23 protein-coding genes are annotated in these 24,720 nt (G+C 63.6%); 8 read left to right on the forward strand and 15 right to left on the reverse strand.

What is annotated here, in order from left to right:
• Positions 1-63: 63 nt before the first annotated feature.
• Together EEQ99_RS29540 and EEQ99_RS29545 are read right to left on the reverse strand one after the other, a co-directional pair.
• Positions 64-813, reverse strand: a complete 750-nt coding sequence (locus EEQ99_RS29540) for an SDR family oxidoreductase (RefSeq protein ID WP_025570543.1) — start codon at positions 811-813, stop codon at positions 64-66.
• A 107-nt stretch (positions 814-920) separates the two neighbouring features.
• A complete protein-coding gene (locus EEQ99_RS29545; protein WP_025570545.1) occupies positions 921-1,685 on the reverse strand; it encodes an SDR family oxidoreductase in 765 nt (254 codons plus the stop codon).
• Positions 1,686-1,811: 126 nt separating this feature from the next.
• Between EEQ99_RS29545 and EEQ99_RS29550 the strand changes: the two genes are divergently transcribed.
• Entirely contained in the window at positions 1,812-2,717 is a 906-nt protein-coding gene (locus EEQ99_RS29550; RefSeq protein WP_127431561.1) for a LysR family transcriptional regulator, read from the forward strand.
• Between the two features lie 369 nt (positions 2,718-3,086).
• On the opposite strand, the gene EEQ99_RS29565 is transcribed toward EEQ99_RS29550, so the two are convergent.
• Positions 3,087-3,962, reverse strand: coding sequence for a LysR family transcriptional regulator (locus EEQ99_RS29565; protein WP_025570548.1), 876 nt, complete (start codon positions 3,960-3,962; stop codon positions 3,087-3,089).
• A gap of 91 nt (positions 3,963-4,053) precedes the next feature.
• Here EEQ99_RS29565 and EEQ99_RS29570 point away from each other — a divergent pair, with 91 nt between their 5' ends.
• Both EEQ99_RS29570 and EEQ99_RS29575 read left to right on the forward strand, forming a co-directional pair.
• A complete protein-coding gene (locus EEQ99_RS29570; RefSeq protein ID WP_127431562.1) occupies positions 4,054-5,304 on the forward strand; it encodes an MFS transporter in 1,251 nt (416 codons plus the stop codon).
• Complete coding sequence (locus EEQ99_RS29575; protein ID WP_025570552.1) at positions 5,301-5,687, forward strand: VOC family protein; 387 nt, start codon at positions 5,301-5,303, stop codon at positions 5,685-5,687. The genes EEQ99_RS29570 and EEQ99_RS29575 overlap by 4 nt, the downstream gene beginning before the upstream one ends.
• 43 nt (positions 5,688-5,730) lie before the next feature.
• Here the strand turns inward: EEQ99_RS29575 and EEQ99_RS29580 are convergent, their stop codons facing one another.
• The 8 genes from EEQ99_RS29580 to ubiE all read right to left on the reverse strand — a co-directional run bounded on the left by EEQ99_RS29580 (position 5,731) and on the right by ubiE (position 15,606).
• Positions 5,731-7,392, reverse strand: coding sequence for a thiourocanate hydratase (locus EEQ99_RS29580; RefSeq protein ID WP_127431563.1), 1,662 nt, complete (start codon positions 7,390-7,392; stop codon positions 5,731-5,733).
• 33 nt (positions 7,393-7,425) lie between these two features.
• A complete protein-coding gene (locus tag EEQ99_RS29585) occupies positions 7,426-7,755 on the reverse strand; it encodes a TfoX/Sxy family protein (protein WP_047617233.1) in 330 nt (109 codons plus the stop codon).
• Between the two features lie 3 nt (positions 7,756-7,758).
• Positions 7,759-8,856 (reverse strand): thiohydantoin desulfurase, encoded by a 1,098-nt coding sequence (locus tag EEQ99_RS29590; protein ID WP_127431564.1) that lies wholly within the window; start codon positions 8,854-8,856, stop codon positions 7,759-7,761.
• Positions 8,837-10,117 carry a Zn-dependent hydrolase gene (locus EEQ99_RS29595; RefSeq protein WP_127431565.1) on the reverse strand — a complete coding sequence of 427 codons (1,281 nt, stop codon included), beginning with the start codon at positions 10,115-10,117 and terminating at the stop codon, positions 8,837-8,839. Before EEQ99_RS29595 ends, EEQ99_RS29590 begins: the two co-directional genes overlap by 20 nt.
• Positions 10,114-11,493 (reverse strand): dihydroorotase, encoded by a 1,380-nt coding sequence (locus EEQ99_RS29600; protein WP_127431566.1) that lies wholly within the window; start codon positions 11,491-11,493, stop codon positions 10,114-10,116. The genes EEQ99_RS29595 and EEQ99_RS29600 overlap by 4 nt, the downstream gene beginning before the upstream one ends.
• 23 nt (positions 11,494-11,516) lie before the next feature.
• The gene (locus tag EEQ99_RS29605) at positions 11,517-13,103 is read right to left on the reverse strand and encodes an aromatic amino acid lyase (RefSeq protein WP_127431567.1); all 1,587 of its coding nucleotides are present in this window, start codon (positions 13,101-13,103) and stop codon (positions 11,517-11,519) included.
• Between the two features lie 89 nt (positions 13,104-13,192).
• Positions 13,193-14,767, reverse strand: coding sequence for a 2-polyprenylphenol 6-hydroxylase (gene ubiB, locus EEQ99_RS29610; RefSeq protein WP_127431568.1), 1,575 nt, complete (start codon positions 14,765-14,767; stop codon positions 13,193-13,195).
• Between the two features lie 62 nt (positions 14,768-14,829).
• Positions 14,830-15,606, reverse strand: coding sequence for a bifunctional demethylmenaquinone methyltransferase/2-methoxy-6-polyprenyl-1,4-benzoquinol methylase UbiE (ubiE, locus tag EEQ99_RS29615; RefSeq protein WP_047617224.1), 777 nt, complete (start codon positions 15,604-15,606; stop codon positions 14,830-14,832).
• Positions 15,607-15,755: 149 nt separating this feature from the next.
• On the opposite strand from ubiE, the gene mutM reads away from it, so the two are divergent.
• From mutM to EEQ99_RS29640, 5 genes are all read left to right on the forward strand, one after another.
• A complete protein-coding gene (gene mutM / locus EEQ99_RS29620; RefSeq protein WP_047617222.1) occupies positions 15,756-16,661 on the forward strand; it encodes a bifunctional DNA-formamidopyrimidine glycosylase/DNA-(apurinic or apyrimidinic site) lyase in 906 nt (301 codons plus the stop codon).
• Positions 16,662-16,684: 23 nt separating this feature from the next.
• Positions 16,685-17,458: an enoyl-CoA hydratase gene (locus EEQ99_RS29625; protein WP_047617292.1), complete on the forward strand. Its 774-nt coding sequence runs from the start codon at positions 16,685-16,687 to the stop codon at positions 17,456-17,458.
• Positions 17,459-17,650: 192 nt separating this feature from the next.
• On the forward strand, positions 17,651-17,929 hold the full coding sequence (gene rpsT / locus EEQ99_RS29630) for a 30S ribosomal protein S20 (protein WP_003544819.1): 279 nt from the start codon (positions 17,651-17,653) through the stop codon (positions 17,927-17,929).
• An 858-nt stretch (positions 17,930-18,787) separates the two neighbouring features.
• Positions 18,788-20,338 carry a chromosomal replication initiator protein DnaA gene (gene dnaA / locus EEQ99_RS29635; RefSeq protein WP_047617290.1) on the forward strand — a complete coding sequence of 517 codons (1,551 nt, stop codon included), beginning with the start codon at positions 18,788-18,790 and terminating at the stop codon, positions 20,336-20,338.
• Between the two features lie 137 nt (positions 20,339-20,475).
• Positions 20,476-21,558 carry a saccharopine dehydrogenase family protein gene (locus tag EEQ99_RS29640; protein ID WP_047617221.1) on the forward strand — a complete coding sequence of 361 codons (1,083 nt, stop codon included), beginning with the start codon at positions 20,476-20,478 and terminating at the stop codon, positions 21,556-21,558.
• A gap of 67 nt (positions 21,559-21,625) precedes the next feature.
• Here EEQ99_RS29640 and hemW read toward each other — a convergent pair whose 3' ends face one another.
• From hemW to rph, 4 genes are read right to left on the reverse strand one after another with little or no spacing between them, the layout of a single operon-like run.
• On the reverse strand, positions 21,626-22,828 hold the full coding sequence (hemW, locus tag EEQ99_RS29645) for a radical SAM family heme chaperone HemW (protein ID WP_047617219.1): 1,203 nt from the start codon (positions 22,826-22,828) through the stop codon (positions 21,626-21,628).
• A 9-nt stretch (positions 22,829-22,837) separates the two neighbouring features.
• Positions 22,838-23,482 carry an RdgB/HAM1 family non-canonical purine NTP pyrophosphatase gene (gene rdgB, locus EEQ99_RS29650; protein WP_127431569.1) on the reverse strand — a complete coding sequence of 215 codons (645 nt, stop codon included), beginning with the start codon at positions 23,480-23,482 and terminating at the stop codon, positions 22,838-22,840.
• The gene (locus tag EEQ99_RS29655; RefSeq protein ID WP_097543224.1) at positions 23,483-23,908 is read right to left on the reverse strand and encodes a VOC family protein; all 426 of its coding nucleotides are present in this window, start codon (positions 23,906-23,908) and stop codon (positions 23,483-23,485) included.
• On the reverse strand, positions 23,905-24,624 hold the full coding sequence (rph, locus tag EEQ99_RS29660) for a ribonuclease PH (RefSeq protein WP_011650181.1): 720 nt from the start codon (positions 24,622-24,624) through the stop codon (positions 23,905-23,907). Before rph ends, EEQ99_RS29655 begins: the two co-directional genes overlap by 4 nt.
• Positions 24,625-24,720: the final 96 nt, after the last annotated feature.

Raw genomic sequence — 24,720 nt, forward strand, 5'->3', positions numbered from 1 at the left:
GGCATCGGCCGCAGTCGGCGGATGCCGCCCCGTTCATGGACGTCAGCCGCCATTTTCGTGGGGTCAGAGGTTGCTCATCCCGCCGTCGATGACGAGTTCGCTGCCGACGATATAGGCGGCCTCATCGGAGGCGAGAAAGATGATCGTCTTCGCGACTTCGCTGGGGCTCCCGAAGCGGCCGACAGGGATTTGGGACTGGATCTGCGCGGTCATCGCCTTGGAATCGGCTTCCGACGCCCCGAGCTTGCTGTAGAGCGGCGTGGCGATCGGCCCCGGGCTGACGGCGTTGACCCGGATGCCGCGGCCGATCAGTTCGCCCGACAGGGTCTTGGCAAGCGTCAGCAATGCCCCCTTCGTCAGTGAATAGACGCTGGAGTTCGGCATGCCGATATGGGCGTTGATCGAGGTATTGAGCACGATTGCGGCCTGTTTCGAAAAGATCGGCAGTAGCGACTGGATCAGGAAGAACGGCCCCTTGACATTGATCGCTACCGACCTGTCGAAGGCGGCTTCGCTCCACTGTTCCAGCGGCCCGAATTCGGCGACACCGGCATTGACGAAGAGGATGTCGAGCGTGCCGAAAGCCTCTTTCACGGTATCGGCGACGGCCTTTTGGCCGGCCGCATCGCCGGCATCGGCCTGGATGACGATCGCTTTGTCGCCGAGTTCGCGACGGGCGGCTTCGACGCTTGCGGCACTGCTGCCGGTAACGACGACACGGGCGCCTTCGGCAATGAATTGACGGGCGGTTTCGATGCCGATGCCGCTGGTGCCGCCGGTGATGAGGGCTGTCTTGTTCTGCAGACGTGACATGATGCGTTCCTTCAATCGGATGTGGGGCCGCGGCCCGGGGTCAGTGGGAGAATGTTCCGGAAAAGGCGGCGCGACAATCCGGAGCGGGTCATCGCGCTTGGCTTTCGTCAGGTGCGGGTGATCGAGGCGCCGCCGTCGACCAGCGAAGCCGTGCCGGTGACGAAGCTCGCATCGTCGGAGGCGAGGTAGAGAACCGAGCGGGCAAGTTCTTCGGGAGTTGCGACGCGCTTCAGCGCATGCAGGTTGGTGACGAAGGCCTGTTTGTCGGGCGTATCGTTCATGTCCCGATACATGTCGGTATCGACAGCACCCGGCAGGATGGCATTGACCCGCACGCCCTGCTGGCCGAACTCGGCGGCAAGCGCCTGCGTCAGCCCGATCAGGCCGGATTTGCTGGCGGCATAGGCGGCAACGCCCGGGAAGGCGAAGCTGTAGCCGACGAAGGTCGAGGTGAAGATCACCGAGCCGCCGCCATTTTCCACCATCGCGCCGATCTGGTGTTTGGCGGCGAGGAAGGAGGCCGTCAGGTTGATCGCCAGCGCCTCGCTGAAGCCTGCTTCGGAAACGGCGGTGCTCGGGCCGGCTTCGCCGAGCGTGCCGGCATTGTTGAAGGCGATGTCGAGCTTGCCGTAATGCGTCACGGCGGCCGCGACCAGCGCCTTGTGATAATCTTCCGAGCGCACGTCGCCGGCAATGGCGATGGCCTCGCCGCCCTCTGCCTTGATCTCCGCGACCAGGCTGTCGAGTTCACGCTCGCGGCGGGCGCCGACGACGATCCTGGCGCCTTCGGCGGCGAAGAGCTTTGCCGTGGCGCGGCCGATGCCGGAGCTTGCGCCGGTGACGATCGCGACCTTGTTGTTCAAGCGGTTCATGGTTCCATCTCCTGATTCCGAGGTGAGGCGGCCCCTGCCGTCTCTTTCGATGAAGGGAAGATGGCATTTTCCTTTCGTTCGGATTAGTCTCCAGATTGGGGAACTCGAATTCGGAAAAGCCGAACGATGATCAGGATCGAAGGTATTACGGCTTTCGTCGCCGTCGTCGAGGCGGGCTCGGTCAGCGAGGCGGCCAGGCGCCTGCGGCTGTCGAAATCCGTCGTCAGCGAAAGGCTGGCCGAGCTGGAGAAGTCGCTCGGCGGCATGCTGCTGCACCGAACGACGCGCAAGCTGAGTTTGACGGAGGATGGCGCGGTCTTCCTGGAGCGTGCCGCGCGCATCGTGCGCGAGATCGAGGCGGCTGCGGCCGATATGGCGGAGCGGCGCGGAAGCCTGTCCGGCCCGATCCGCATCGCCGCTCCGGTCACCTTCGGCCGCATGCATCTCGGCCCGGCGCTCTATCCCTTCCTTGCCGAACATCCCGAGATCGAACTCACCCTCGATATTGACGACCGACGTGTCGATGCCGCGTCGGACGGCTACGATGCCATCATCCGCAACGGTCCGATCGCCGATAACAGGCTGGTCGCCTGGAAGCTCGCGCGCAGCCGCCGTCTTGTCTGCGCCTCGCCGGATTATCTCGCGCGCCAGGGAGTGCCGTCGTCGCTTGATGATCTCAACGGCCATCGCGGAATCTTCTATACCAATCGCGGCGTTGCCGACTGGCGCTTCCAAACGCCGGACGGCGCGGTCGTCGTCCGTGCGAAACTGGCGCTCGGCATCAACAATGGCGACATGCTCCGCGACGCCGCCATTGCCGGTCTCGGCATCGCGCTGCTGCCCGCCTTCATCGCCGGCCCCGCCATTCGCGAAGGCCGGCTTGCCGAAATCGATGTCGGTCACAGGCCGGAGGCCGAATTCATCTACATGGCCCATCCCGAGGGCCGAAACCCCTCCGCCAAGCTTCGCGCCATCGCCGATCACCTGAAGAAGAGTTTTGGCGATCCGCCCTATTGGGATCCGGCGGGCTAGACCATGTCGCGCAAAAGTGTGCAGCGCTTTTGCAAAACGACATGAGCAAGAACAAAGATCAGAGCCTTTCCGGGTTAGATTGCAGCATTCCTGTTGGCTCAAATGGAGTCGGATGGTCGACCGGTCGGCGCGCGTCGTAGCCCAGCTCTACGGCCAAGCCGGCCGGTCGATCAGCCGGCCCGTTTCAGCCAACCCGAAGGGCCGGGCATCTTTCCGCCAGGGCAAAGGCGATCGGCTCGACCGTACCAAGAGGTATGCCCTTCGCCAATCGCCTTTGCCCTGACGAAAACCTGCTCCGGCAGAATGCTGCAATCTAACCCGGAAAGGCTCTAAAGCGCGAAGAGCGAATCTGAAGGATCGCGACGCGCTTTAGCTCAGCAGGCTCATCAGGTTCTCGGTGACCGGCGAGCGATGTGTCTTCAACATTGCCAGCGCCAGACGCGCCACAGCCGGCGGCCCCTCAATCGGCCGGTAGGCGACGCCTTCGAGCCTGATCTGCGAAATCGAGGCCGGCACGATCGAGACGCCGAGCTCTGCCGCCACCAGATTGACGACGGAGGAAATCTGCGGCGCCTCCTGGGCCACGGTCAGCTCGAATCCCGCCTTGCGGCAGGCCAGCACGACATCGTCGTAGAGGCTCAAGCCGACGAGCCGGGGAAAGAGGATGAAAGGTTCGTCCGCCAGTGCCGCAAGCGGCAGTTTGCTGCGCCGTGCCAGAGGATGGCTGGCGGGCAGGGCGATCACCATCGGCTCATCCGGCAATCGCCGCAGCCGGACGCCGGCGGGGTCGTCGAGGCTGGGGCGCATGAAGGCGGCGTCGAGCTCGCCGCCTTCCAGCTTCTGCATCAGCGCCAGCGTATTCATTTCCGTCAGCGCCAGCCGGACATCGGGCCAGCGGGCACGAAATCGTCGGATCGTCGCGCTGACCACGGGGTTGAAGGCGGAGGATGCGGTGAAGCCGAGCGACAGCCGGCCGGTCTCGCCGCGATTGGCGCTTTGCGCCGCAAGCTTTGCCTTTTCCGCAGCCGCCAGCGACGCCTTTGCCTCGCCGAGGAAGGCAGCGCCCGCCGCCGTCAATTCGGCGCCGTGCGGCACGCGGTGAAACAGCGCCGCACCCACTTCCCTCTCCAGATCGCGGATCTGCTGGCTGAGCGGCGGCTGCCCGATGCCGAGCTTGGCGGCCGCACGGGTGAAATTGCCTTCCTCCGCCACCGCCAGGAAATATCGCAAGTGCCGCAACTCCATCGTCATCTCCAAAACCTATCGAAATCGCCAGTTTCATATATTGGACAAATGGAGCGGCGTTGACTAGATCGGAGACCGGAAGGATGAAGAGATGCCGACGTCAGCGCATGTATTAAAGACCTCCGAGATATCAGCGACCCCAGGGCAGAAGCACTATCTCGCGCGTGGAACCGGCGCCTATCGCCGCGCCAGCCTGGCGCTCTTCCTTTCCGGTTTCTCCACCTTCTCGCTGCTCTATTGCGTCCAGCCGCTGCTGCCGATCTTCTCGCAGGAGTTCTCCGTCAGCCCGGCCGAAAGCTCGCTGTCCCTCTCGCTCTCCACCGGTTTCCTGGCGGTCGCCATCGTCTGTGCCGCCGCCGTCTCGGAAGGCCTTGGCCGCCGCAGCCTGATGTCGATATCGCTGGTCGGCGCGGCATTGCTGACCATTGCCACCGCTTTTGCCCCGAACTGGCACCTGCTGCTTGTCATCCGCGCCCTGCAGGGCCTCGTTCTCGGCGGCGTGCCGGCCGTCGCCATGGCCTATCTCGCCGAGGAAATCGATCCGCGCGGCCTCGGCGCCACCATGGGCCTCTATGTCGCCGGCACGGCCTTCGGCGGCATGTCCGGCCGCGTGCTGACAGGTATCTTCGCCGAATATTTCAGCTGGCGTCCGGCGCTCTTTCTGATCGGCGCCATCGGCCTTGCCGCTGCGATCGGCTTCATCGCCCTGCTGCCGCCGTCACGCAATTTCGTCCGCCGGCCGGGCTTCGATCCGCGCTTTCATCTCAACGCGTGGCGCGGCCATCTCAGCAGTCCGGCGCTGCCCTTCCTCTTCGCCATCGCCTTCCTGGCGATGGGCTCCTTCGTGACGATCTATAATTATGCCGGCTTCCGCCTCGTGGCGCCGCCTTACGGCCTCAACCAGACCGAACTCGGCCTGATCTTCACCGTCTATCTCTTCGGCATCGGCGCCTCCTCGATCGGCGGCCTCCTCGGAGACCGGATCGGCCATTTTTCCGTGCTTCTCTTCGGTCTGGCACTCACCGCCGCCGGCAGCGCGCTGACGCTCTTTGCCTCGCTCCCGGTCATCATCCTCGGCATCATCGTGCTCACCACCGGCTTCTTCATGAGCCATTCCATCGCCAGCGGCCTTGTCGGCAGGCTGGCGCATGGCACCAAAGGCCACGCCTCATCGCTCTATATGCTTGCCTATTATGTCGGCTCCAGCTTGATGGGTTCGGCGGGCGGCTGGTTCTTCGCGGTTGAAGGCTGGACCGCCGTCGTTATCTTCACGCTTGCCATGCTGGCGCTGGCCTTTGTCTCCGCCTGTCTTGCAAAGCACCTCGCGAGGAGAACAGCATGATCCGCATCGACCGCCTCGACCATCTGGTGCTGACCGTCGCCGATATTGCCATCACCTGCGATTTCTATGCCCGCATCCTCGGCATGTCGGTCGAAACCTTCGCGGAAGGCCGCAAGGCGCTGAAATTCGGCCGGCAGAAGATCAACCTGCACCAGGCCGGCCGCGAATTCGATCCCAAGGCGAGTCATCCCACAGCCGGCTCCGGCGACCTCTGCTTCATCGCCGAGACGACGCTCGCCGATGTCATCACGCATCTGCAGGCCTCAGGCGTTGCGATCGAAGAGGGTCCGGTCGAACGCACCGGCGCGACCGGACGTCTGCGCTCGGTCTATTTCCGGGACCCCGACGGCAATCTCCTCGAGGTCTCCAATCTGATTGCCTGATGCCTGATAATTCTGGAAAGGTCTGGATGTCTGCTCCCGCACATCAGCCAAGCCGGAGATAGGGCACGTCTTTCTTCGCCACTTCATCCAGCGCCTCCTCGTAACCGGCATCGGCATACCGCATGACGCCGAGTGCGGTATCGTTGGTCAGCGCATGATCGAGCCGTTCGTCGGCGGCATCCGTGCCATCGGCGATGACGGTGACGCCGCAGCTCGTCATATAGCCGGCATAGCCGCCGCCGCCGGAATGAATGACGACGAGATCGGCCATCGACGAGCAGAGCATCATCGCATCGATCAGCGGCCAGTCGGCGATCGCGTCGGAGCCGTCCTTCATCCGCTCGGTCATGATGTTCGGGTGCGCCATGGCGCCGGCATCGAGATGGTCGCGGGAGAAGGCGACCGGGCCTCTCAGTTCGCCGCTCGCAACCAGCGTGTTGACGCGCCTCGCGAGTGCCGTGCGTTCGCCGTGGCCGAGCCAGGCGATGCGGGCCGGCAGCCCTTCGAAGGGAACATGCTCGCGCGCCAGCCGGATCCAGTTGGTGATGATCTTGTTGTCGGGGAACATCTCGAGCAGCAGGTCATCGATCCGGGCGATATCGCTCTCCTCGCCCGATAGCGCCATCCAGCGGAACGGGCCGATCGCCCGGGCAAACAGCGGCCTGAGATAGGCTTCGGTGAAGATCGGAATGTCGAAGGCATTGGCGACGCCGCCCTCCTTGGCCTGCGTGCGGATCAGGTTGCCGTTGTCGAAGACTTCAGAACCCTTCTTCTGGAATTCCAGCATCGCCGTCACATGTTCGACGATCGAGGCGCGGCTTGCCGCCATCAATTGCCCTTGGCCATCGTCGCGCAGGCCCTTGACCTGATCGAGGCTCATGCCCTTCGGCACGTAGCCATAGACGAGGTCGTGCGCCGAGGTCTGGTCGGTGACGATATCGGGCACGATGCCGCGCCGGGCGATCTCGGGATAGACCTCCGCCGCATTGCCGACGAGCCCGACGGACAGCGCCCGTTTCTCCTTCACCGCCGCATCGATCATCTGCAGGGCGGTATCGAGATCAGGCGCGATTTCCTGGAGATAACCGATCTGCTGTCGCTTGCGGGCGCGCTCCGGATCGATGTCGACGCAGAGGATTGCCGCCCCCGCCATGCGGCCGGCCAGCGGCTGCGCCCCGCCCATGCCGCCGAGGCCGGCGGTCAGCACGAAGCGGCCGAGGAGATCGCCGCCGAAGCGCCGCTCGGCAATGCGCATGAAGATCTCGTAGGTGCCCTGGATGACCCCCTGGCTGCCGATATATTGCCAGGCGCCGGCCGTCAGCCCGCCCCAGCAGATCAGCCCCTTGCGCTGCAGCTCGTAGAACACCTCGGCCTTTGCCCATTGCCCGACGATATTGCAGTTCGCCATGATGACGAGCGGCGCCTTGGCATGCGTCCGAACGAGCCCGATCGGCTTGCCGGACTGGATGAGCAGCGTCTGGTCCTCGTCCATTTCGGTCAGCGCCTTGACGATGCCTTTGTGGGCCGCCCAGTTGCGGGCCGCCTTGCCGAGCGCGGCGTAGACGATGAGGTTGTCGGGATCCTCGCCGACGGAGAGCACGTTTTCGAGCAGCCGCAGCAGCGCCTCCTGCCGCCAGCCCTTGGCGCGCAGCTCCGGCCCGCCGGGAATCGGAAATTTCGGATGGCGTGGATTGGCCTTCGACATCGTGGGTTCCTCGTTTTGCTCTGCCTTCGATCGTCACTTACTCGGCAGCGATTCCACATAGGCAAGTGCCGCATCGAGCAAACGCCGTCTCAGGGCATCGTCGCCGTAAACCTCGGCACCACCGCGCACCCAGCCATGCATCACCCGCTCGCCCGACAGCATCTGGATCACGCCTGGCAATGCCAGCGCCCAGCCGTCATTGCCCTTGCCGAGACGGATCAGCATGCCGTCATGGCGCGCGCAGCAGAGGAGATTGCCGTTCAGGATGAAGGCCCAGCCGCCGAACATGGATTTTTCGGTAAGGCCCGGCCGATCGCCGAGTTCCTCGCGCATCAGTTCTTCGAGACCGGGATCGCGCGCCATGGCTCAGGCTTTCGTTGCCAGCGCATAACGTGCGATCTCGATCCCCATCGCCTTTTCGACGACGGGATAGACGGTCGGATCGAGCACGCTTGCCGAGAGCGGAATGATGTCCATCGGCACATGCAGGATGAAGACGTGCATGCCGTCCTGAAGCTGGCCGACGCTGAGCGGTTCGCCCTCCGGTGAAAGCGTGGTGACGACGGCCGGGAAGGTGGCAAGCCGCCCGCCATCCGCATCGTCCACCGCCATATATTCGTTCATCACATGCAGCGTCACCGATTTTTCGCCCGCGCCGACGGTGATCGTACCGATGTCGAAGGCTTCCTTGGTGTAGACGACGTCCTTGCGGGTGATGATCCCCTCGGCAAGGATATGCCCGCCGGTCGTCTTGCAGATCGCGTCGATGACAGCTGACCCGCCGCGCTTCTCCGCCGCGATGATCGCCTCGCCGAGCGCCAGCGCCATCGAGATGCCGCCGAGTGCGGCATGGGTCCTGACATAGGAAGCCCTCAGCGGATTGCGGCAGCTGGCGATGAAGCCGCCGGATTGATCGGCGGCGGCGCGCAGCACCGGCGAGATCTTCGCCGTCGCGCCCTTCACCACCAGTTCGATATAGCGATTCTCCGCCCGATTGCCGCCGACGGCGGTCTGGATCATCTGCTCGGGCGAACCGGCCATGCCGATCGAGCCCATGTCGCCCGTCGGATGCGCGCGGATGTCGCCGACCGCATCGACCACCTTGGTGCCGAGGATGGCCGACGGCAGCCAGCCGTTCAGCGTCGAGGATTTGCCGTTCTGGCCGATGATCAGCCCGGAAAGCTTTTCCCCAAGCGCCTCCTGCAGCAACTGCACCGCTTTCACATAGTCGATGCCCTGCATTTCCCAGGGGGTGGTGGAGGCCGGCGCGCCGATCGCGGCAGCGGTGGCGATCCAGTCCTCATCCTGCAACTCGTCGATCGAGACCAGCTCCGGCTTGCCGACATTGACGGCGGCAAGCCCAAGCATCCGTCCATGATCGGCCCAGCCGCCGCCGCCGGCGGCATAGACGGAACCGCCCTTGACGGCAGCTTCCACGTCCTTCTCAACGAGTATGCGTCCCATCGGTCCTCTCCTGCCTCAAGCTCGTGTCCATCTCGCGCACCGCTTCGAACAGCACGGCGGCGCCGAGGGCGATATCGTCATTCTCGGCCCATTCGTCGGCCGAATGGCTGCGGCCTTCCCGGCAGGGCACGAAGATCATCGCCGCCGGCGCCACCTTGGCGATCCAGGCCGTATCGTGTCCCGCGCCTGAGGCCATGCGCCGGCTTTTTGCACCGACCCGCTCACAGGCCGCCTCCAGTGTCGACAGCAGTCCGGCATCGCCTGGCGTCGGCAGATTGTCGGAAACCCGGTTCGGCGTCTTGATCGTCACGCCGTAGGCTCCTGCCAGCTTTTCGACATGGCCGTCGAGCCAGCGGCAGAAAGCCTCCATGTCGGCGCGGCTCTCCGCGCGCCCATCGATCAGCAGCGTGACCTTCGACGGCACGACATTGGCGGCATTCGGCTCGATCCGGAATTCCCCGACCGTCGCTGCAAAATGCCCCGGCGTTTTGGCAAGCTCTGCGGCGGCGTTGCGGATGTCGAGCACCAGCTGCGATGCCGCCACCAGCGCATCCGCCCGTCGGTCCATCGGCGTCGTGCCGGCATGGTCGGCCCGCCCTTCGACGGTGATCTCGATCCGGGTGATGCCCGAGATCGCGGTGACGATGCCGATATCCTGCCTCTCGGCTTCGAGCACCGGACCCTGCTCGATATGGAGCTCGAGAAAGCCTGCTATATCGGGCCTGTTCTGCTGCATCAGCACATCGGGCCTGCCGCCGACCTCAGCGATGCCCTCGGCCAGGTCGCGCCCGTCGCTGACGCGCGAAAGCCAGGCCTCCGGCAGTTGGCCGGTCATGCCGCGGCTGCCGATGCAGGACACGCCGAAGATGCTGACCTCCTCGGCCAGGAAATCGACGATTTCGAGATCGTGATCGAGCTTGATATCCTGCTCAGCAAGCGCCCGCGCCACCTCCAGCGCCGAGATCACCCCGGCGATGCCGTCGAAGCGGCCGCCGTCCGGCACGGTGTCGGAATGCGAGCCGATCATGATCGTGCCGAGCCATGGTTTCTGGCCTGTCCGCCGGCCGACCAGATTGCCGGCGGCATCGATCCGCGTTTCCAGTCCCGCCGCCTTCATCCGCGCTTCGATATAGGCCCGGCCCTCGAGGAAGAGCGGCGAGAAGGCCCGCCGCGTCCAGGGACGCCCCGGCTCGGTCATTGCGGCCAGCGCCTCGATATCGCCAGCGATCCGGCCGGCATTGACGGGAAGATTGCGGCTCATGCGGCAGTTCCTGCCATGACCTGGCGCGGCAGCGGCCGCACGAACCGGCCGGTGCCGGGCTCGGCCAGCACCTTTCCGCCCTCGGCGATCTTTTCGCCGCGCAGATAGGTGGCCGAGACGGTCCAGGGCAGGCGGATGCCGTTATAGGGGCTCCAGCCGACGACGTTGTTGCCGCTCGCGGCGGCATCATAGACGCTGTCGTGCGGCTCCAGCACGGTGATATCGGCGTCCTTGCCCGGTGCCAGCGCGCCCTTGATATGGTCGAGCCGGAAATGCTTCGCCGGGTTCTCCGCCATCAGCTTGGCCGCCCATGTCAGGGGAATGCCGCGCTCGGTGGCGCCTTTGACGAACAGCGGCACCATCACCTCCAGGCCGGGAACGCCGGATGCGTTGGCGAGCATGTCGGGATTGATCTTGCGGTTTTCCGACCAGCTGACGTGATCGGTCGAGACCAGCCAGACATTGCCCTCGGCCACCTTCCGCCAGAGCGTCTCCACCTCGGCGCGCGCCCGTAGCGGCGGATTGATCTTCGCCTTGCCGCCCAAGCGCTTCACGTCGTTTTCCTCGTCGAGCGTCAGGTAGTGGATGCAGCATTCGACCGTTGCCGCAAATCCGTCGCGGCGATAGGCGCGGGCGATATCGTAGCCGCGCCCGAGCGAGCAGTGCACCACATGCGCCGGGCAGCCGGTGGCCGCACCCGTCTCGAAGATCGTGTGCATCGCCAACAGCTCGGTAATCGCAGGCCGCGACAGGCCGTGCGCCCGCCAGTCGGTGATGCCGCTCGCCTTCACCTGCTCCATATAGGTTCGCACCGCCTCGTCGTCTTCATTGTGCGCGCCCGCCGTCAGCCCCGTCGGCGCGATCGCGGCAAAGCAGGCGTCGAGCAGGGCCGGCGGAATGCGCGGAAAGCGCTTGGGATCGGTGCCGAAGGTCGAAAACTTGAAGGCGGCAACGCCTGCCTCCACCATCTCGCGGATCCGAGCCGGGCCTTCTTCCGGATCGATGGTGCCGTAAAGCGCGAAGTCGACGCGCGCCTGCGGTCCGGCATGGTCGATCTTCCGCTGTAGCGCCGCAGCCGAGCAGACGAGATTGCCCTCGTCATAGGGCATGTCGACGATTGTTGTCACGCCGCCGGCCGCCGCCGAGCGCGTCGACCAGATGAAATCCTCCTGGTCCTTCTGCGAGAGTGAATGCACCTGCGCGTCGATCGCGCCGGGCAGGATCAGCGCTTTTCCGAGCAAATGCCGTTCACGGCCCGCCGGCGGCACGCCGAGGCCGACCTCGGCGATCTTGCCGTCGCGCACGGCGACATAGCCCTGTTCAAGAATGCGGTCCGGCAGCACCACCGTGCCCTGCAGAACGAGATCGAAGTCCATGCCGCTTCCTCCCTAAACTGAAATCAGAGTGCTGCCGGCTCGTGATGGGTCAGCCGCTCCTCGACTCGCTCCAGCGAGCCGAGGGCGAAGAAGTCGTCGAAGGAGGCGATTGGAACCTGCTCGGTCAGCTTCGAGACGAAGTCGTCCGAACCGAGCTCCTCCTCGATCGCCTCCACTTCCGCCGAAAGCGGCCGGTCGACAACATAGAAATCCGCATGTTTGCGCACGACCTCGTAGAGCATGGCGGCAACACCCTTCGGTTCATCGCCGAGTATGTCGATCGCCTGAGCCGACAGCAGCGCCTCGAGGGCGGCGAGGCGTTTCAGCGCCCGCATCTGCCGGTCGAAGCGCTCGATGACGAGCGGCAGGAAGGCCGCCTCGTCCTCCAACCCGGCTGCGACGACCAGCGACTGGGCCGAAACAGGATTGGACATCGACAGCACGCGCGAGAAGATCTCGCCGGCAAGCTTGATGATCGGCCCGAAACCTGTGGCGATCCGCCCCGGCGGCACGAGATTGACCGGCAGGTCGCGTCGCTGGCCGTTGCCGAGAATGACACAGCGATTGAAGGCGTTGCGCGCCGCATGCGCCATGCAGAGCGCGGCCGATTCGAGCAGGATCGTTACATCGAGCGGCAGCGAACCGCCCGACGTCATCACGCGGCCCTCGACGACGACGGGATTGTCGTCCGAGCGGCCGGTGGCGGCAAGGATCTTGTGGCCGGTCGACAAAAGGTTTTCGATCACCGCGCCGAACACCTGGGCGATCATGCGCAGGCTGAGCGGATCCTGCACATGGGTCGCGACCGGCCAGTTCCATTCTTCGGAAGCATTGCAGAGCCAGGCGCCGATCAGCGCTTCGCGCGCCGTGCCGACATGGCGGACCGCCTTCCAGGGATCGCGGGAAGCGCCGAGCGCGCCGGCCGCCATCATCGCCGTCGCCAGCAGGATGCGGATCGAGGCCGCGGCATTGCGCGTCGTTTCCGCCGCCGAGGCAAAGCTCACCGCGTTGATGCTGAGCGAGGCGAGGCTGTCGCGCGGCGCCATCCGCATCGGTTCCAGCCCGGCCGCCCGGAATGCCTCGGCCGCCTGCATCCGGTTGCCGCGATAGATCGCTTCGCCGACGCCGGTCAGCACCGCGCCGATCTGTCCCATCAGCCCGATATCCGCACAGCCGATGGAGCCGGTGCGGCGCACGACCGGGATGAGATCGGCCTCGAGCATCCGGATATAGGCCTCGATCAGCTCCGGCGTGCAGCCGACCTGGCCGGTCAGCGCCGTATTGATGCGGATCGCCATGGCATTGCGCACGATGTTGCAGGAAAAGGGTGTGCCGGTGCCGAAATGATGGGCGCGCACCAGGCCGAGATTGAAAGTGTCGAGTTCGTCGGCCGACCACTCCACATCCTTCATGGCGCCGACGCCTGTCGTCGAGCCGTAGACGGGCATGCCGGAGGCAATTGCATCCTCGACGATCTCGCGGGCGATCGCGATGCGGGACATGCCTGTCGCCGAAGCCGAAATCGCAGCCTTGCCCGCACCAATCGTCACCATCTCGGCAAAACCGAGCGGTCGTCCGGAAAGTTCGATGCCAAGGCGTTCGTGCTTCATGTGCCTATCTCCTTGAAAATGAGACTAAGCGAGCCCTCCGTCACATGGGATATCCCAAATGCCGAACACAGCATGTTTTTGGCAGACGGTCAGCTCAGCATCCAGGCAATATAGAGAAGCGTCAATGCGATGATCCACAGCGCGATCCTGGCCGAGCGATTGTGGCGCGCCTCGGCCTTGCCGATCGCATCCGCCGTCTGCGCATCGAAACGCAGCCCGTGCTCGCTCATATGCAGAAGCTGGTGGTGGAATTTTTCGGTCTTCGCCGCAATTTCCGGCACGGCTTCGGCGAGCTTGACCGCCGCCTTCAGCCCGTCCTTGATATCGGTGGCGATCCGCTTCGGCCCGAGATTGGTGCGGATCCAGTCGCCGACGACGGGCTCGGAGGCCTTCCACATGTTGAAGCGCGGATTGAGCATGCGCGACACGCCCTCGACCACGACCATGGTCTTCTGCAGCATCACCAGTTCCGGCCGCGTCGCCATGTCGAACAGTTCGGTCACTTCGAACAGCAGCGTCAGCAGCTTGCCCATCGAGATCGTCTCGGCCGGCTGCCCGTGGATCGGCTCGCCGATCGCCCGGATCGCCTGGGCAAAGCTCTCGACATTGTGATGGCCGGGCACATAGCCCGCCTCGAAATGCACCTCGGCGACGCGAATATAGTCGCGGGTGATGAAGCCGTAGAGGATTTCGGCGAGGAACCGCCGCTCCTTCTTGCCCAGCCGCCCGACAATGCCCATGTCGACGGCGACGATCATGCCGTCGGCATCGACGAAGAGATTGCCCGGATGCATGTCGGCATGGAAAAAGCCGTCGCGCAGCGTGTGGCGCAGGAACGACTGGATCAGCGTATCGGCAAGCAGGTTGAGATCGTGACCCGCCGCCCGCAGGCCCTCGACGTCGGACATTCTCGTGCCGTCGATCCACTCCATGGTGATGACGTCGCGCCCGGTGCGCTCCCAGTCGACCTTCGGCACCCGGAAGCCCGGGTCTTCTTCGGTATTCTCGGCGATCTCGGAAAGGGCGGCCGCCTCCAGGCGAAGATCCATCTCCACCTTGGTCGTCTGCTCTAGCGTCTTCGTCACCTCGACCGGTCGCAGCCGCCGGCTGAACGGCAGGAAACGCTCCTGCATATGGGCAACGAGATACATCGCCTCGATGTCATGGGCGAAGCGCTGGCGCACGCCCGGCCGCACGATCTTGACGGCGACCTTCTTGCGGCCCGCCGATGTCTCGACCTCGGCCGGATGCACCTGGGCGATCGAGGCGGCGGCGATCGGCTCGCCGAAGCTCGCATAGAGCTCGCCGATCGGCCGTCCAAGCGAGCCTTCGATATTGGCCTTGGCGGCGGCCGAGGGAAAGAAGGCCATCCGGTCCTGAAGCTGCGACAGGTCGTTGGCAAATTCGACGCCGACGACATCCGGCCGCGTCGCCAGGAACTGCCCGATCTTCACATAGGAGGGGCCGAGCCGTTCGACGGCCTGCGCCAGCCGGTCGCTGCGCGCAATCGCCTTGGCGCGGTTGCGCGCAAACACGCCGACGAAGGATTTGGCAAGGCTGATCGGGGGCGGCAGGCCCTCCGACGGCAGCGCCGAGATCACGCCTTCGCGCACAAGAATCCAGCCGACCCGAACGAGCCTGAAATATGCCCCGAAAGTGCTCATGTCCTGTGTGATTCTCTCGCGACGCTATCCGAAAACCGCTCTACATTTTTCGACGTCATGCGTCAGAGCTTCCAGCCGGAATGGAGAGCGGCGATGCCGCCGGTAAAATTGGTGTAGGTGACGCGCGAAAAGCCGGCCTGGCGGATCATGGCCGCAAAATTCTCCTGGTTCGGGAACTTGCGGATCGATTCCACCAGATATTGGTAGGGTTCGGCATCGCCGGTAATCGCCTTGCCGAATTGCGGAATGGCATTGAACGACCAGGCGTCGTAGATCTTGTCGAGAAGCGGCATATCGACTTCGGAAAATTCCAGCACCAGCAGCCGTCCGCCGCGTTTCAAGACGCGATAGGCTTCCGACAGCGCGACGTCGATCCGCGGCACGTTGCGGATGCCGAAGGCGATCGTATAGGCATCGAAGCTGCCGGCCTCGAAAGGCAGTTCCTCGGCATTCGCCTCGACGAAGGTGAGATTGCCGGAAAGCTTCTTCTTTTCCGCCCGCTCGGCACCGACGCCGAGCATCGAACCGTTGATGTCGAGCACGGTAGCATGCGCCTGCCGGCCCGAAGCCTCGACGATGCGGAAGGCGATATCACCCGTGCCGCCGGCGACGTCGAGCACCTTGTAACCCGGCTCCTTGCGTGGGTTCAGCGCCGAAATCATCGCATCCTTCCAGGCGCGGTGCATGCCCATCGACATGACGTCGTTCATGATGTCGTAGCGCTTGGCGACCTTGTGGAACACCTGGTTGACCAGGCCCTGCTTCTCGCCGTCAGGCACCTCGCGGAAGCCGTAGGAGGTCTCCATGCCGCCATCGGCGGAAGTGCGGCTTTCTGACATCAGACTGCTCCATTCCTGAAGATTCGGGCGCGGTGGCCATAGCGAAAGACCGTGCGCGACATTATCTATGGACCGCGTTCTCCGCGGCACACTGGCGCTATAGCGCACATCGTCGTCGGTTGAAACACGTTAGATATAGATGGGTTAAGATGCCGGAATTGCCAGAAGTCGAAACGGTGAAACGCGGCCTGACGCCGGCGATGGAAGGCACGCGCATCACCAGGCTGGAACTGCGGCGCGGCGATCTGCGCTTCCCCTTTCCCGACGCTTTCGCCGACAGGGTTTCCGGCCGCACTATTGTCGGTCTTGGCCGCCGCGCCAAATATCTGCTGGTCGACCTCGACGACGGCAACACGCTGATTTCCCACCTCGGCATGTCCGGTTCCTTTCGCATCGAGGAGGGCCGCATCGAGGAGGGGGTTGCCTCCGCTGCGCCAGGCGAATTCCATCATGCCCGCTCGAAGGACGAGAAGCACGATCACGTCGTCTTCCATTTGCAGGGTGCAAGCGGCCCACGCCGCGTCGTCTATAACGATCCGCGCCGTTTCGGCTTCATGGATATGGTGGGGCGGGCCGATCTTGCCGCCCACCCCTTCTTCCGCGATCTCGGCCCGGAGCCGACGGGAAACGAACTCGGCGCCGCCTATCTCGCCGACCGCTTCCGAGACAAGGCGCAGCCGCTGAAGAGCGCGCTGCTCGACCAGAAGAACATTGCGGGTCTCGGCAATATATATGTCTGCGAGGCGCTGTGGCGCTCGCATCTTTCGCCGGTCCGCGCCGCCGGCTCGCTGGTGACGGCGGCCGGCCGGCCGAAGGCGCAGCTCGACCTGCTCGTCGCCTCGATCCGCGACGTCATCGCCGATGCGATCGCGGCCGGCGGATCGTCGCTGCGTGACCATATCCAGACCGACGGATCGCTCGGCTATTTCCAGCATTCCTTCTCCGTCTACGATCGCGAAGGTCAGGCTTGCCGCATGCCCGGCTGCGGCGGTACGGTCGCCCGCATCGTCCAGGCGGGTCGCTCCACCTTCTATTGCGCCGCCTGCCAGAAGTAAGAGTGAGAAACCGGGAGAACAGCATGACCTACGAGACCCTGATCGTCGAAACCCGAGGCAATGTCGGCCTCGTCACGCTGAACCGTCCGCAGGCGCTGAATGCCCTGAACTCCACCGTGCTGAAGGAGCTGAAGGTGGCGTATGCCGGCTTCCACGCCGATGAGACGGTCGGCGCGATCGTGCTCACCGGTTCCGAGCGCGCCTTTGCCGCCGGCGCCGATATCAAGGAAATGCAGGCGCTTCAGTTTGCCGACATCTATAAGAGTGATTTCATCAGCGGCTGGGATGATGTCGCCAAGGCGCGCAAGCCTGTCATCGCTGCCGTCAGCGGTTTTGCGCTCGGCGGCGGCTGCGAGCTCGCGATGATGTGCGATTTCATCATCGCCTCGGAGACGGCGAAGTTCGGCCAGCCGGAAATCACCCTCGGCGTCATTCCCGGCATGGGCGGGTCGCAGCGGCTGACCCGCGCCGTCGGCAAGGCGAAGGCGATGGACCTCATCCTGACCGGCCGGATGATGGATGCGGCGGAAGCCGAACGATCGGGACTCGTTTCGCGTGTGGTGGCGCCCGAGCGTCTGCTCGACGAGGCTTTTGCCGCGGCCGAAAAGATCGCCTCGCTGTCGCGTCCCTCGGTCCTGATGGCCAAGGAGGCAGTCAACCGCGCATTCGAGACGACGCTGGAGGAGGGCTTGCGTTTCGAGCGCCGGCTGTTTCACAGTCTCTTTGCCACCGACGACCAGAAAGAAGGCATGGCGGCCTTCGTCGAGAAGCGCAAACCGGCTTTTACGCACCGTTGAATGTTTTTCGGCGCTTGCCGGTGGTAAAGCTTGAAAATCCGCGTTGACGTGGGCCGGCTTTAGAGTTATATGCCCGCCCACGGTTCGGAAAGCCGGTTTGGTTTTCCGCGATTGCTCCCGCATTGCTGGATTTTGTGGCCGCAGGGCCCGCGGTAATGGCGGAGTTTGTTCGAATTCTTGAGAGAGGCATCCATGGCCAATACAACTTCGGCGAAAAAAGCGACCCGCAAGATCGCCCGCCGTACCGACGTCAATAAGGCTCGTCGCTCGCGCGTTCGTACTTTCGTTCGCCAGGTCGAAGAGGCCATCGCATCCGGTGACGCCGCCAAGGCGAAGGAAGCTTTCCTGGCGGCTCAGCCCGAGCTTGCCCGCGCCGCCAGCAAGGGTGTGCTGCACTCCAATACGGCATCGCGCAAGGTTTCGCGCCTGGCTGCTCGTGTGAAGGCTCTTTCGGTCACCACGACCGCATAATCTTCCTTTAACGACTTCCTCTTTATGATTAGCCCGGTAATTTTACCGGGCTTTTTCGATTCCGCCAATCAGCCCCTGCATGGTTAATCTCACGACTGTTTCGTGTCAGTGCCATGACAGGAAAAATTGTTTAAAAACAATGGCTTGCGCTAGGATGCTTTCACGCCGCGCGACTCTACCCCACGCTTTCGGGGTCAGGGGTGAGTCAAGAAGATTTTTATTTTTTTTCTTTCCATGCGTGTCAAAATAGCCCGAACGGGGAATCTCCTTGATTCAAAAGCGATTCTTTTTTGACGCTGGTGTGACGCCCGAAAAGGGCAGGCGGAGTCAATGGCCGCTTCTTAATTTTGCGTAAAATTCATCGTTGATATTGCCTTTTGATCCTGCCTAAATGGCTTTCAACAAAGGGCGCGGACATCACCTGCAGAGGCTCGGTCTTAACTGCCACGTCGGCAGGGCGATAAGTTTGTGCCCTTTGTTACGGAGCATTGCGTTTCCGTTTTTTCAAGCACTTGACGGATTTGGGCCGTAACGTGGCTGTTACGGAGCGGGGATGTTTTGTGCCTTCAGCGGCCACACGTTTAAGGCGAGACCGCAGGAGAGGGTTAAAGTGATATTGCGTTCGGGCTGGTCGGCCGAAAACGAGGATCGACCGCCAGCCTGGCACGGAAAGCCGCTGAAGGTTCCGCATGAATGCGGTCCCTGCAACGGAATTCTGTTGCCGGTCCCTTCGGGGGCAGTGTTTGAGTGAACCGGCAGGTGAGCGGCTTCATGAGGATGCCGTCAGCCCGCCAAAGCGGGGAATGATCGGGCGGCTATTTTAGCGGAAGCCGCCCGGTGGAATTGAAAGGCGGCATTATGCACATGAATACGATGACGACGGGCGGGCTCGACAATGGGGATGCGGCACCGCAGACGTTCGGCACCATTCGCCTGGAAGTGGGGGAAGCAAAGGCGGACATGAAGCACAGCATCTTGTTTGAGCGCGTCAGCGCGCGCTTGAAGGCCCAGGTCGGTCCTGACGTCTATGCCAGCTGGTTCGCCAGGCTGAAGCTGCATTCGGTATCGAAGAGCGTCGTTCGTCTCTCGGTTCCCACGACCTTCCTGAAGTCGTGGATCAACAATCGTTATCTCGATCTCATCACCGGTCTGTTCCAGGCCGAGGACCCGGAAATTCTCAAGATCGAAGTCCTGGTGCGCACGGCAACGCGCAGCGGCACCAAGGCGCTCGACGAGGCGGTTCAGCCCGAGCCGGTCGTTGCCCCCCAGATGCGCCGCCCGACGAGCGCCCAGCCGGCCGGTCAGGCCGTCCAGCAGGCGGTGTCGGCTGTTGCTGCGGCAAGGCCCGCAAGCTTCGGTTCGCCGCTCTTTGGCTCGCCGCTCGATAGCCGCTTCACCTTCGATACCTTCGTGGAAGGCAGCTCGAACCGGGTCGCGCTTGCGGCTGCCAAGACGATCGCGGAAGCCGGTTCCGGCGCCGTGCGCTTCAATCCGCTCTTCATCCATTCGACGGTCGGCCTCGGCAAGACCCATCTGCTGCAGGCGGTCGCCAATGCGGCGGTTCAGAACCCGAGGGCGCTGCGCGTCGTCTATCTGACGGCCGAATATTTCATGTGGCGCTTCGCCACCGCAATCCGCGACAATGATGCGCTGACGCTGAAGGATTCGCTGCGCAACATCGATCTCCTGATCATCGACGACATGCAGTTCCTGCAGGGCAAGATGATCCAGCATGAATTCTGTCATCTCCTCAACATGCTGCTCGACAGCGCCAAGCAGGTCGTCGTTGCTGCCGATCGTGCGCCCTGGGAGTTGGAGTCGCTCGATCCCCGCGTCCGTTCGCGCCTGCAAGGCGGTGTCGCGATCGAATTCGACGCGCCGGATTACGAGATGCGTCTCGAAATCCTCAGGCGTCGCCTTGCTGCAGCCCGGCTCGAAGATCCATCACTCGAAATTCCGGCCGAACTGCTCCAGCATGTCGCCCGCAACGTCACGGCCAGCGGCCGCGAACTCGAAGGCGCCTTCAACCAGCTGGTCTTCCGCCGCTCCTTCGAGCCGAACCTGTCGATCGAGCGCGTGGACGAACTGCTCGCCCATCTGGTCGGCTCCGGCGAGCCCCGCCGGGTGCGCATCGAGGATATCCAGCGCATCGTCGCCAGGCACTACAACGTCTCGCGCCAGGAACTGGTCTCGAACCGCCGCACCCGCGTCATCGTCAAGCCGCGCCAGATCGCCATGTATCTGTCGAAGACGCTGACGCCGCGCTCCTTCCCGGAGATCGGCCGCCGTTTCGGCGGTCGTGATCACACGACCGTGCTGCATGCCGTACGCAAGATCGAGGAACTGATTTCGGGAGACACCAAGCTTTCGCACGAAGTCGAGCTTCTGAAGCGGTTGATCAACGAATAATCGACGATTCTCTTCTGAATTCGACGGCCGGAAGCGATTCCGGCCGTTTTCCTTTATAAGTTTTTTATTCTATACCTCCGGCGCATCCAGTGCATGTCAAAGACTGAAGCGCTGAAATGAGCGCGTGGGAGGAATGAATGAGTTTCGAAAAGATCGCCGTTCTCGGCCTGGGCAAGGTCGGACGGCTGGCGGCGACGCTGTTGCATGAAGGCGGCTTCGAGGTAATCGGCGTCGATGCGCAGCTGCCGCTGAGCGACGTCCCCTTCAAGTGCCGCACCGGCGATATTTCAGATCCCGCGGTGATCGGCGAACTGCTCTCCAGTGTCGAGGCGGTGCTGTCCTGCCTGCCTTATCATTTGAACATCGAGTTGGCGCGCGCCGCCCATCTTGCCGGCATTCATTATTTCGATCTGACCGAAGATGTTCCCACAACCAATTTCATCATCGAACTGTCGAAGACCGCCCGCGGCCTGATGGCGCCGCAATGCGGCCTGGCGCCGGGTTTCGTCGGTATCGTCGGCGCGAGCCTGGCCGACGGCTTCGATCGCTGCCGTTCGATCCGCATGCGCGTCGGCGCCCTGCCGCAGCACCCGACCGGGCTGCTCGGCTACGCCTTCAACTGGTCGCCCGAGGGCGTCGTCAACGAATATCTGAACGACTGCGAGGTGATCGAGGGCGGTGTCCGCAAGCTGGTCTCGCCGATGGAATGGCACGAGACCGTCTATGTCGGCGGCGTCAAGCTCGAAGCCTTCACCACCTCGGGCGGTCTTGGCACCATGTGCGACACCATGCTCGGCAAGATCGACAATCTCGATTACAAGACGATGCGTTATCCCGGCCATATGGAGCTGATGAACTTCTTCTTCCACGAACTGCTGATGCGCGACAAGCGCAAGCTCGCCGGCGAGATCCTGACCAACGCCAAGCCGCCGGTTGAAGACGATGTCGTCTATGTCCATGTCGCCGCCGAAGGGACGGAGAATGGCAGCCTGCGCCGCAAGGAATTCGTGCGCGCCTATTACCCGATCGAGATTGCCGGCGCCCGCCGCACCGCAATTGCCTGGACGACCTCGGCCTCGGTCGTGGCCGTCATCGAAATGGTCCGCGACGGCCTGCTGCCGGCGACCGGCTTCCTGCACCAGGAGCATATTCCGCTGGAGATGTTCTTGAAGACGCCGACCGGCAGCCTGTTCAAATCAGGCGCGACCAGCCACGGCTGATAAATGCGCTCCAGCGCGGCGGCGATATCGATGCCGCCGCGTTGTAAATTCGCACGTCGTATTGATGTCAGCAGGCGAGATCGGCGACGACGGAGTCGAGGATCAGCATGCCGGACGGCGTGCAGCGCAGGCGTGAATTGCCGATCCGCTCGATGAATTTGTGTTCCAGCAGGAATTCCTCGCGTTTCGGGTCGAGGTCGCGGCCCGAAAGCTGCTGCCAGCGGGCAAGATCGACACCTTCCCGGAGCCGCAGCCCCATCAGCAAGAGCTCGTCGGACTGTTCCTCGAAGCCGAGCCGCTCCTCGTCGAGAATGCCGTGGCCGTCGCGCTCGACCATGTCGAGCCAGGCTTCCGGCTTGCGCTCGGTCGCCGTGGCGATCTTCTCCGGGCCGCGTGTCAGCCGGCCATGGGCGCCGGGGCCGATGCCGGCATAATCGCCGTAACGCCAGTAGGTCAGGTTATGCCGGCTTTCGGCACCCGGCCGGGCGTGATTGGAAACCTCATAGGCCGGCATGCCCTCGCGCGCGGTGATCTCCTGCGTCGCCTCGTACAGCAATGCCGATTGCTCGCCGTCCGGCACGACCAGCTTGCCCGCCTTGTGCAGGCCGTAGAAGGGCGTGCCTTCCTCGATGGTCAGCTGATAGAGGGAGAGATGGTCGACCGCATAGGAGATAGCCTCCTTCAGCTCTTTCTCCCATTCCTCGACCGTCTGCTGCGGCCGGGCATAGATCAGATCGAAGGACATGCGGGGAAAAATGTCGCGCGCCAGCCGGATTGCTTTCAGCGCGTCGGCGACATCATGCAGACGGCCGAGGAATTTCAGGTCCCGATCATTCAGCGCTTGCACGCCGAGCGAGACACGATTGACGCCGGCGGCCCGATAGCCGCGGAAGCGGTCGGCCTCGACGCTCGAAGGGTTGGCCTCCATGGTGATTTCGATGCCGGCAGGCACGTGCCAGTGCCGGGCAATGCCGTCGAGAATGGCCGAGACCGTTTCCGGCTTCATCAGCGAGGGCGTGCCGCCGCCGAGGAAGATGCTGGTGACCGTCTTCGGCCCGCTCATCGCCCGCACCGTTGCCATCTCCTTCAAGAAGGCAGCGGTGAAGCGCTCCTGATCCACCGGCTGGTGGCGCACATGGCTGTTGAAATCGCAATAGGGACACTTCGCCGCACAGAAGGGCCAATGCACGTAGACGCCGAAGCCGGGCTCACCGGTATCGGGCAAAAGTGCTGCATCGCGCGAGCTGCTTGGCGTGTCTGATGTGCCCACGTACCGACCTTATGCCTCCAGGCAGGTTTCGACGAAGAGTTTGAAGGCGCGGGCCCGATGCGACAGCGCTTGCGGCTTGCCGACGTTCCAGCCGTGTTTTTCCTCGCCGCTCATTTCGCCGAAGGTGATGTCGTAACCCTTAGGCTGGAAGACCGGATCGTAGCCGAAGCCCTGGGTGCCGCGCGGCGGCCAGACGACGCTGCCTTCCACCTCGCCACGGAACAGCTCCGTGTGCCCGTCCGGCCAGGCGAGGCAGAGCACGCTGATGAAACGTGCGGTGCGCTGTTCCGGCTTCGTCGCGCCGGCATCCTGCAGCGCCTTTTCCACCTTGGCCATCGCCATGTCGAAATCGCGCGTGCCGTCGGGCCTCTCCGCCCAGTTGGCGGTGTAGACGCCGGGATCGCCGCCGAGCGCGTCGACCACCAGTCCGGAATCGTCCGAAAGCGCCGGCATGCCGGCGGCATTGGCCGAGGCGACCGCCTTGATCGTCGCATTCTCCTCGAAACTCGTGCCGGTCTCGTCAGGCTCGACGAAATTCAGCTCCGCCGCCGATTTGGCGGTGAAGCCGAGCGGCCCGATCAATTCCTGGATCTCGCGGATCTTGCCGGCATTGTGGCTGGCGACGACGATGGTCTTCGTTTCAAGCTTGCGCATTCAGATATCCTGTTCGATGCCCCAGATTTTAGCCTCTGCGCATTCCAGGCTGTTGCCGGCCGGATCGCGGAAATAGATCGAGCGGCCGCCGTTCGGCCAGCGCACCTCGGATTCGATCGCCACATCAGCCGCCGTCAGCTTCTCGGCCATGGCGTCGATATTGCGGCCGGATACCCGGAAACAGGCATGGCCCTGGCCGGTCGTGCCGTGCGGCGGCACCTGCAGGGCATCAGGCGCCGGCGGCTTCACCGTTTCCTCGGGGTTGAAGATCAACAGAACGCCGGGCCCGCAGCGGAAGAAGACATGCCGGTTGGCGGCGCGGGCGATCTTCTCCAGTCCGAGGACGTCTTCGTAAAACGCCTCGGCCTGATCGAGATCCCGCGCATAGAGCGCCGTTTCCAACATGCCTTCCAGCATGGGCTTCATCCTTCGACGGCTTGCTTCTGCAGCGCCACCAGTTCGCCGATGCCGTTTCTGGCAAGCTGCATCAGCGAGGTGAATTCGCCCTCGCTGAACGGCGTGCCCTCGGCCGTGCCCTGGATCTCGACGATCCCGCCGGTGCCGGTCATGACGAAGTTCGCATCGGTCTCGGCCGAGGAATCTTCGAGGTAATCGAGATCGATCACCGGCTGGCTGGCGAAGATACCGCAGGAGATGGCGGCGACATGATCCTTCAGGACCCGGTCAACCTTGATCATGTTGCGGCTTTCCATCCATTTCAGGCAATCGTAAAGCGCAATCCAGCCGCCGGTGATCGAGGCGGTCCGCGTGCCGCCATCGGCCTGGATGACGTCGCAGTCGAGCGTGATCTGCCGTTCGCCGAGCGCCTGCAGGTCGACGACGGCGCGCAACGACCGGCCGATCAGCCGCTGAATTTCCTGGGTGCGGCCGCCCTGCTTGCCGGCGGCGGCCTCGCGCTTCATCCGTTCGCCGGTCGCCCGCGGCAGCATGCCATATTCGGCGGTGACCCAGCCCTTGCCGGTATTGCGCAGCCAGGGCGGCGTCTTTTCTTCAAGGCTGGCCGTGCAGAGCACATGCGTATCGCCGAACTTGACCAGGCAGGAGCCTTCCGCATGCTTGGAAAAATTGCGCTCGAACGAGACCTTGCGCATCTGGTCGATTTTTCTGCCTGAAGGCCGCATTCTTATCTCCTGGGGTTTGTTGACCGCTTCTACGATTGGCGGCGCCTATTTGCAAATTCCCTTTTGCCACGGGTGCGAGTTTGACTTACTTTTCGG

Source organism: Rhizobium anhuiense, from assembly GCF_003985145.1.
GTDB lineage: Bacteria > Pseudomonadota > Alphaproteobacteria > Rhizobiales > Rhizobiaceae > Rhizobium > Rhizobium anhuiense.

What these genes read in the sequence shown, in the direction of transcription:
- EEQ99_RS29605 (WP_127431567.1), bottom strand. Translation starts at nt 13,103, where the DNA reads ATGAAGCACGAACGCCTTGGCATCGAACTTTCCGGACGACCGCTCGGT.
- EEQ99_RS29640 (WP_047617221.1), top strand. Translation starts at nt 20,476, where the DNA reads ATGAGTTTCGAAAAGATCGCCGTTCTCGGCCTGGGCAAGGTCGGACGG.
- ubiB (WP_127431568.1), bottom strand. Translation starts at nt 14,767, where the DNA reads ATGAGCACTTTCGGGGCATATTTCAGGCTCGTTCGGGTCGGCTGGATT.
- EEQ99_RS29545 (WP_025570545.1), bottom strand. Translation starts at nt 1,685, where the DNA reads ATGAACCGCTTGAACAACAAGGTCGCGATCGTCACCGGCGCAAGCTCC.
- dnaA (WP_047617290.1), top strand. Translation starts at nt 18,788, where the DNA reads ATGCACATGAATACGATGACGACGGGCGGGCTCGACAATGGGGATGCG.
- EEQ99_RS29655 (WP_097543224.1), bottom strand. Translation starts at nt 23,908, where the DNA reads ATGAAGCCCATGCTGGAAGGCATGTTGGAAACGGCGCTCTATGCGCGG.
- EEQ99_RS29580 (WP_127431563.1), bottom strand. Translation starts at nt 7,392, where the DNA reads ATGTCGAAGGCCAATCCACGCCATCCGAAATTTCCGATTCCCGGCGGG.
- EEQ99_RS29570 (WP_127431562.1), top strand. Translation starts at nt 4,054, where the DNA reads ATGCCGACGTCAGCGCATGTATTAAAGACCTCCGAGATATCAGCGACC.
- EEQ99_RS29600 (WP_127431566.1), bottom strand. Translation starts at nt 11,493, where the DNA reads ATGGACTTCGATCTCGTTCTGCAGGGCACGGTGGTGCTGCCGGACCGC.
- rdgB (WP_127431569.1), bottom strand. Translation starts at nt 23,482, where the DNA reads ATGCGCAAGCTTGAAACGAAGACCATCGTCGTCGCCAGCCACAATGCC.
- EEQ99_RS29625 (WP_047617292.1), top strand. Translation starts at nt 16,685, where the DNA reads ATGACCTACGAGACCCTGATCGTCGAAACCCGAGGCAATGTCGGCCTC.
- EEQ99_RS29565 (WP_025570548.1), bottom strand. Translation starts at nt 3,962, where the DNA reads ATGGAGTTGCGGCACTTGCGATATTTCCTGGCGGTGGCGGAGGAAGGC.
- EEQ99_RS29590 (WP_127431564.1), bottom strand. Translation starts at nt 8,856, where the DNA reads ATGGGACGCATACTCGTTGAGAAGGACGTGGAAGCTGCCGTCAAGGGC.
- rpsT (WP_003544819.1), top strand. Translation starts at nt 17,651, where the DNA reads ATGGCCAATACAACTTCGGCGAAAAAAGCGACCCGCAAGATCGCCCGC.
- EEQ99_RS29595 (WP_127431565.1), bottom strand. Translation starts at nt 10,117, where the DNA reads ATGAGCCGCAATCTTCCCGTCAATGCCGGCCGGATCGCTGGCGATATC.
- EEQ99_RS29585 (WP_047617233.1), bottom strand. Translation starts at nt 7,755, where the DNA reads ATGGCGCGCGATCCCGGTCTCGAAGAACTGATGCGCGAGGAACTCGGC.
- EEQ99_RS29550 (WP_127431561.1), top strand. Translation starts at nt 1,812, where the DNA reads ATGATCAGGATCGAAGGTATTACGGCTTTCGTCGCCGTCGTCGAGGCG.
- EEQ99_RS29575 (WP_025570552.1), top strand. Translation starts at nt 5,301, where the DNA reads ATGATCCGCATCGACCGCCTCGACCATCTGGTGCTGACCGTCGCCGAT.
- EEQ99_RS29540 (WP_025570543.1), bottom strand. Translation starts at nt 813, where the DNA reads ATGTCACGTCTGCAGAACAAGACAGCCCTCATCACCGGCGGCACCAGC.
- ubiE (WP_047617224.1), bottom strand. Translation starts at nt 15,606, where the DNA reads ATGTCAGAAAGCCGCACTTCCGCCGATGGCGGCATGGAGACCTCCTAC.
- rph (WP_011650181.1), bottom strand. Translation starts at nt 24,624, where the DNA reads ATGCGGCCTTCAGGCAGAAAAATCGACCAGATGCGCAAGGTCTCGTTC.
- mutM (WP_047617222.1), top strand. Translation starts at nt 15,756, where the DNA reads ATGCCGGAATTGCCAGAAGTCGAAACGGTGAAACGCGGCCTGACGCCG.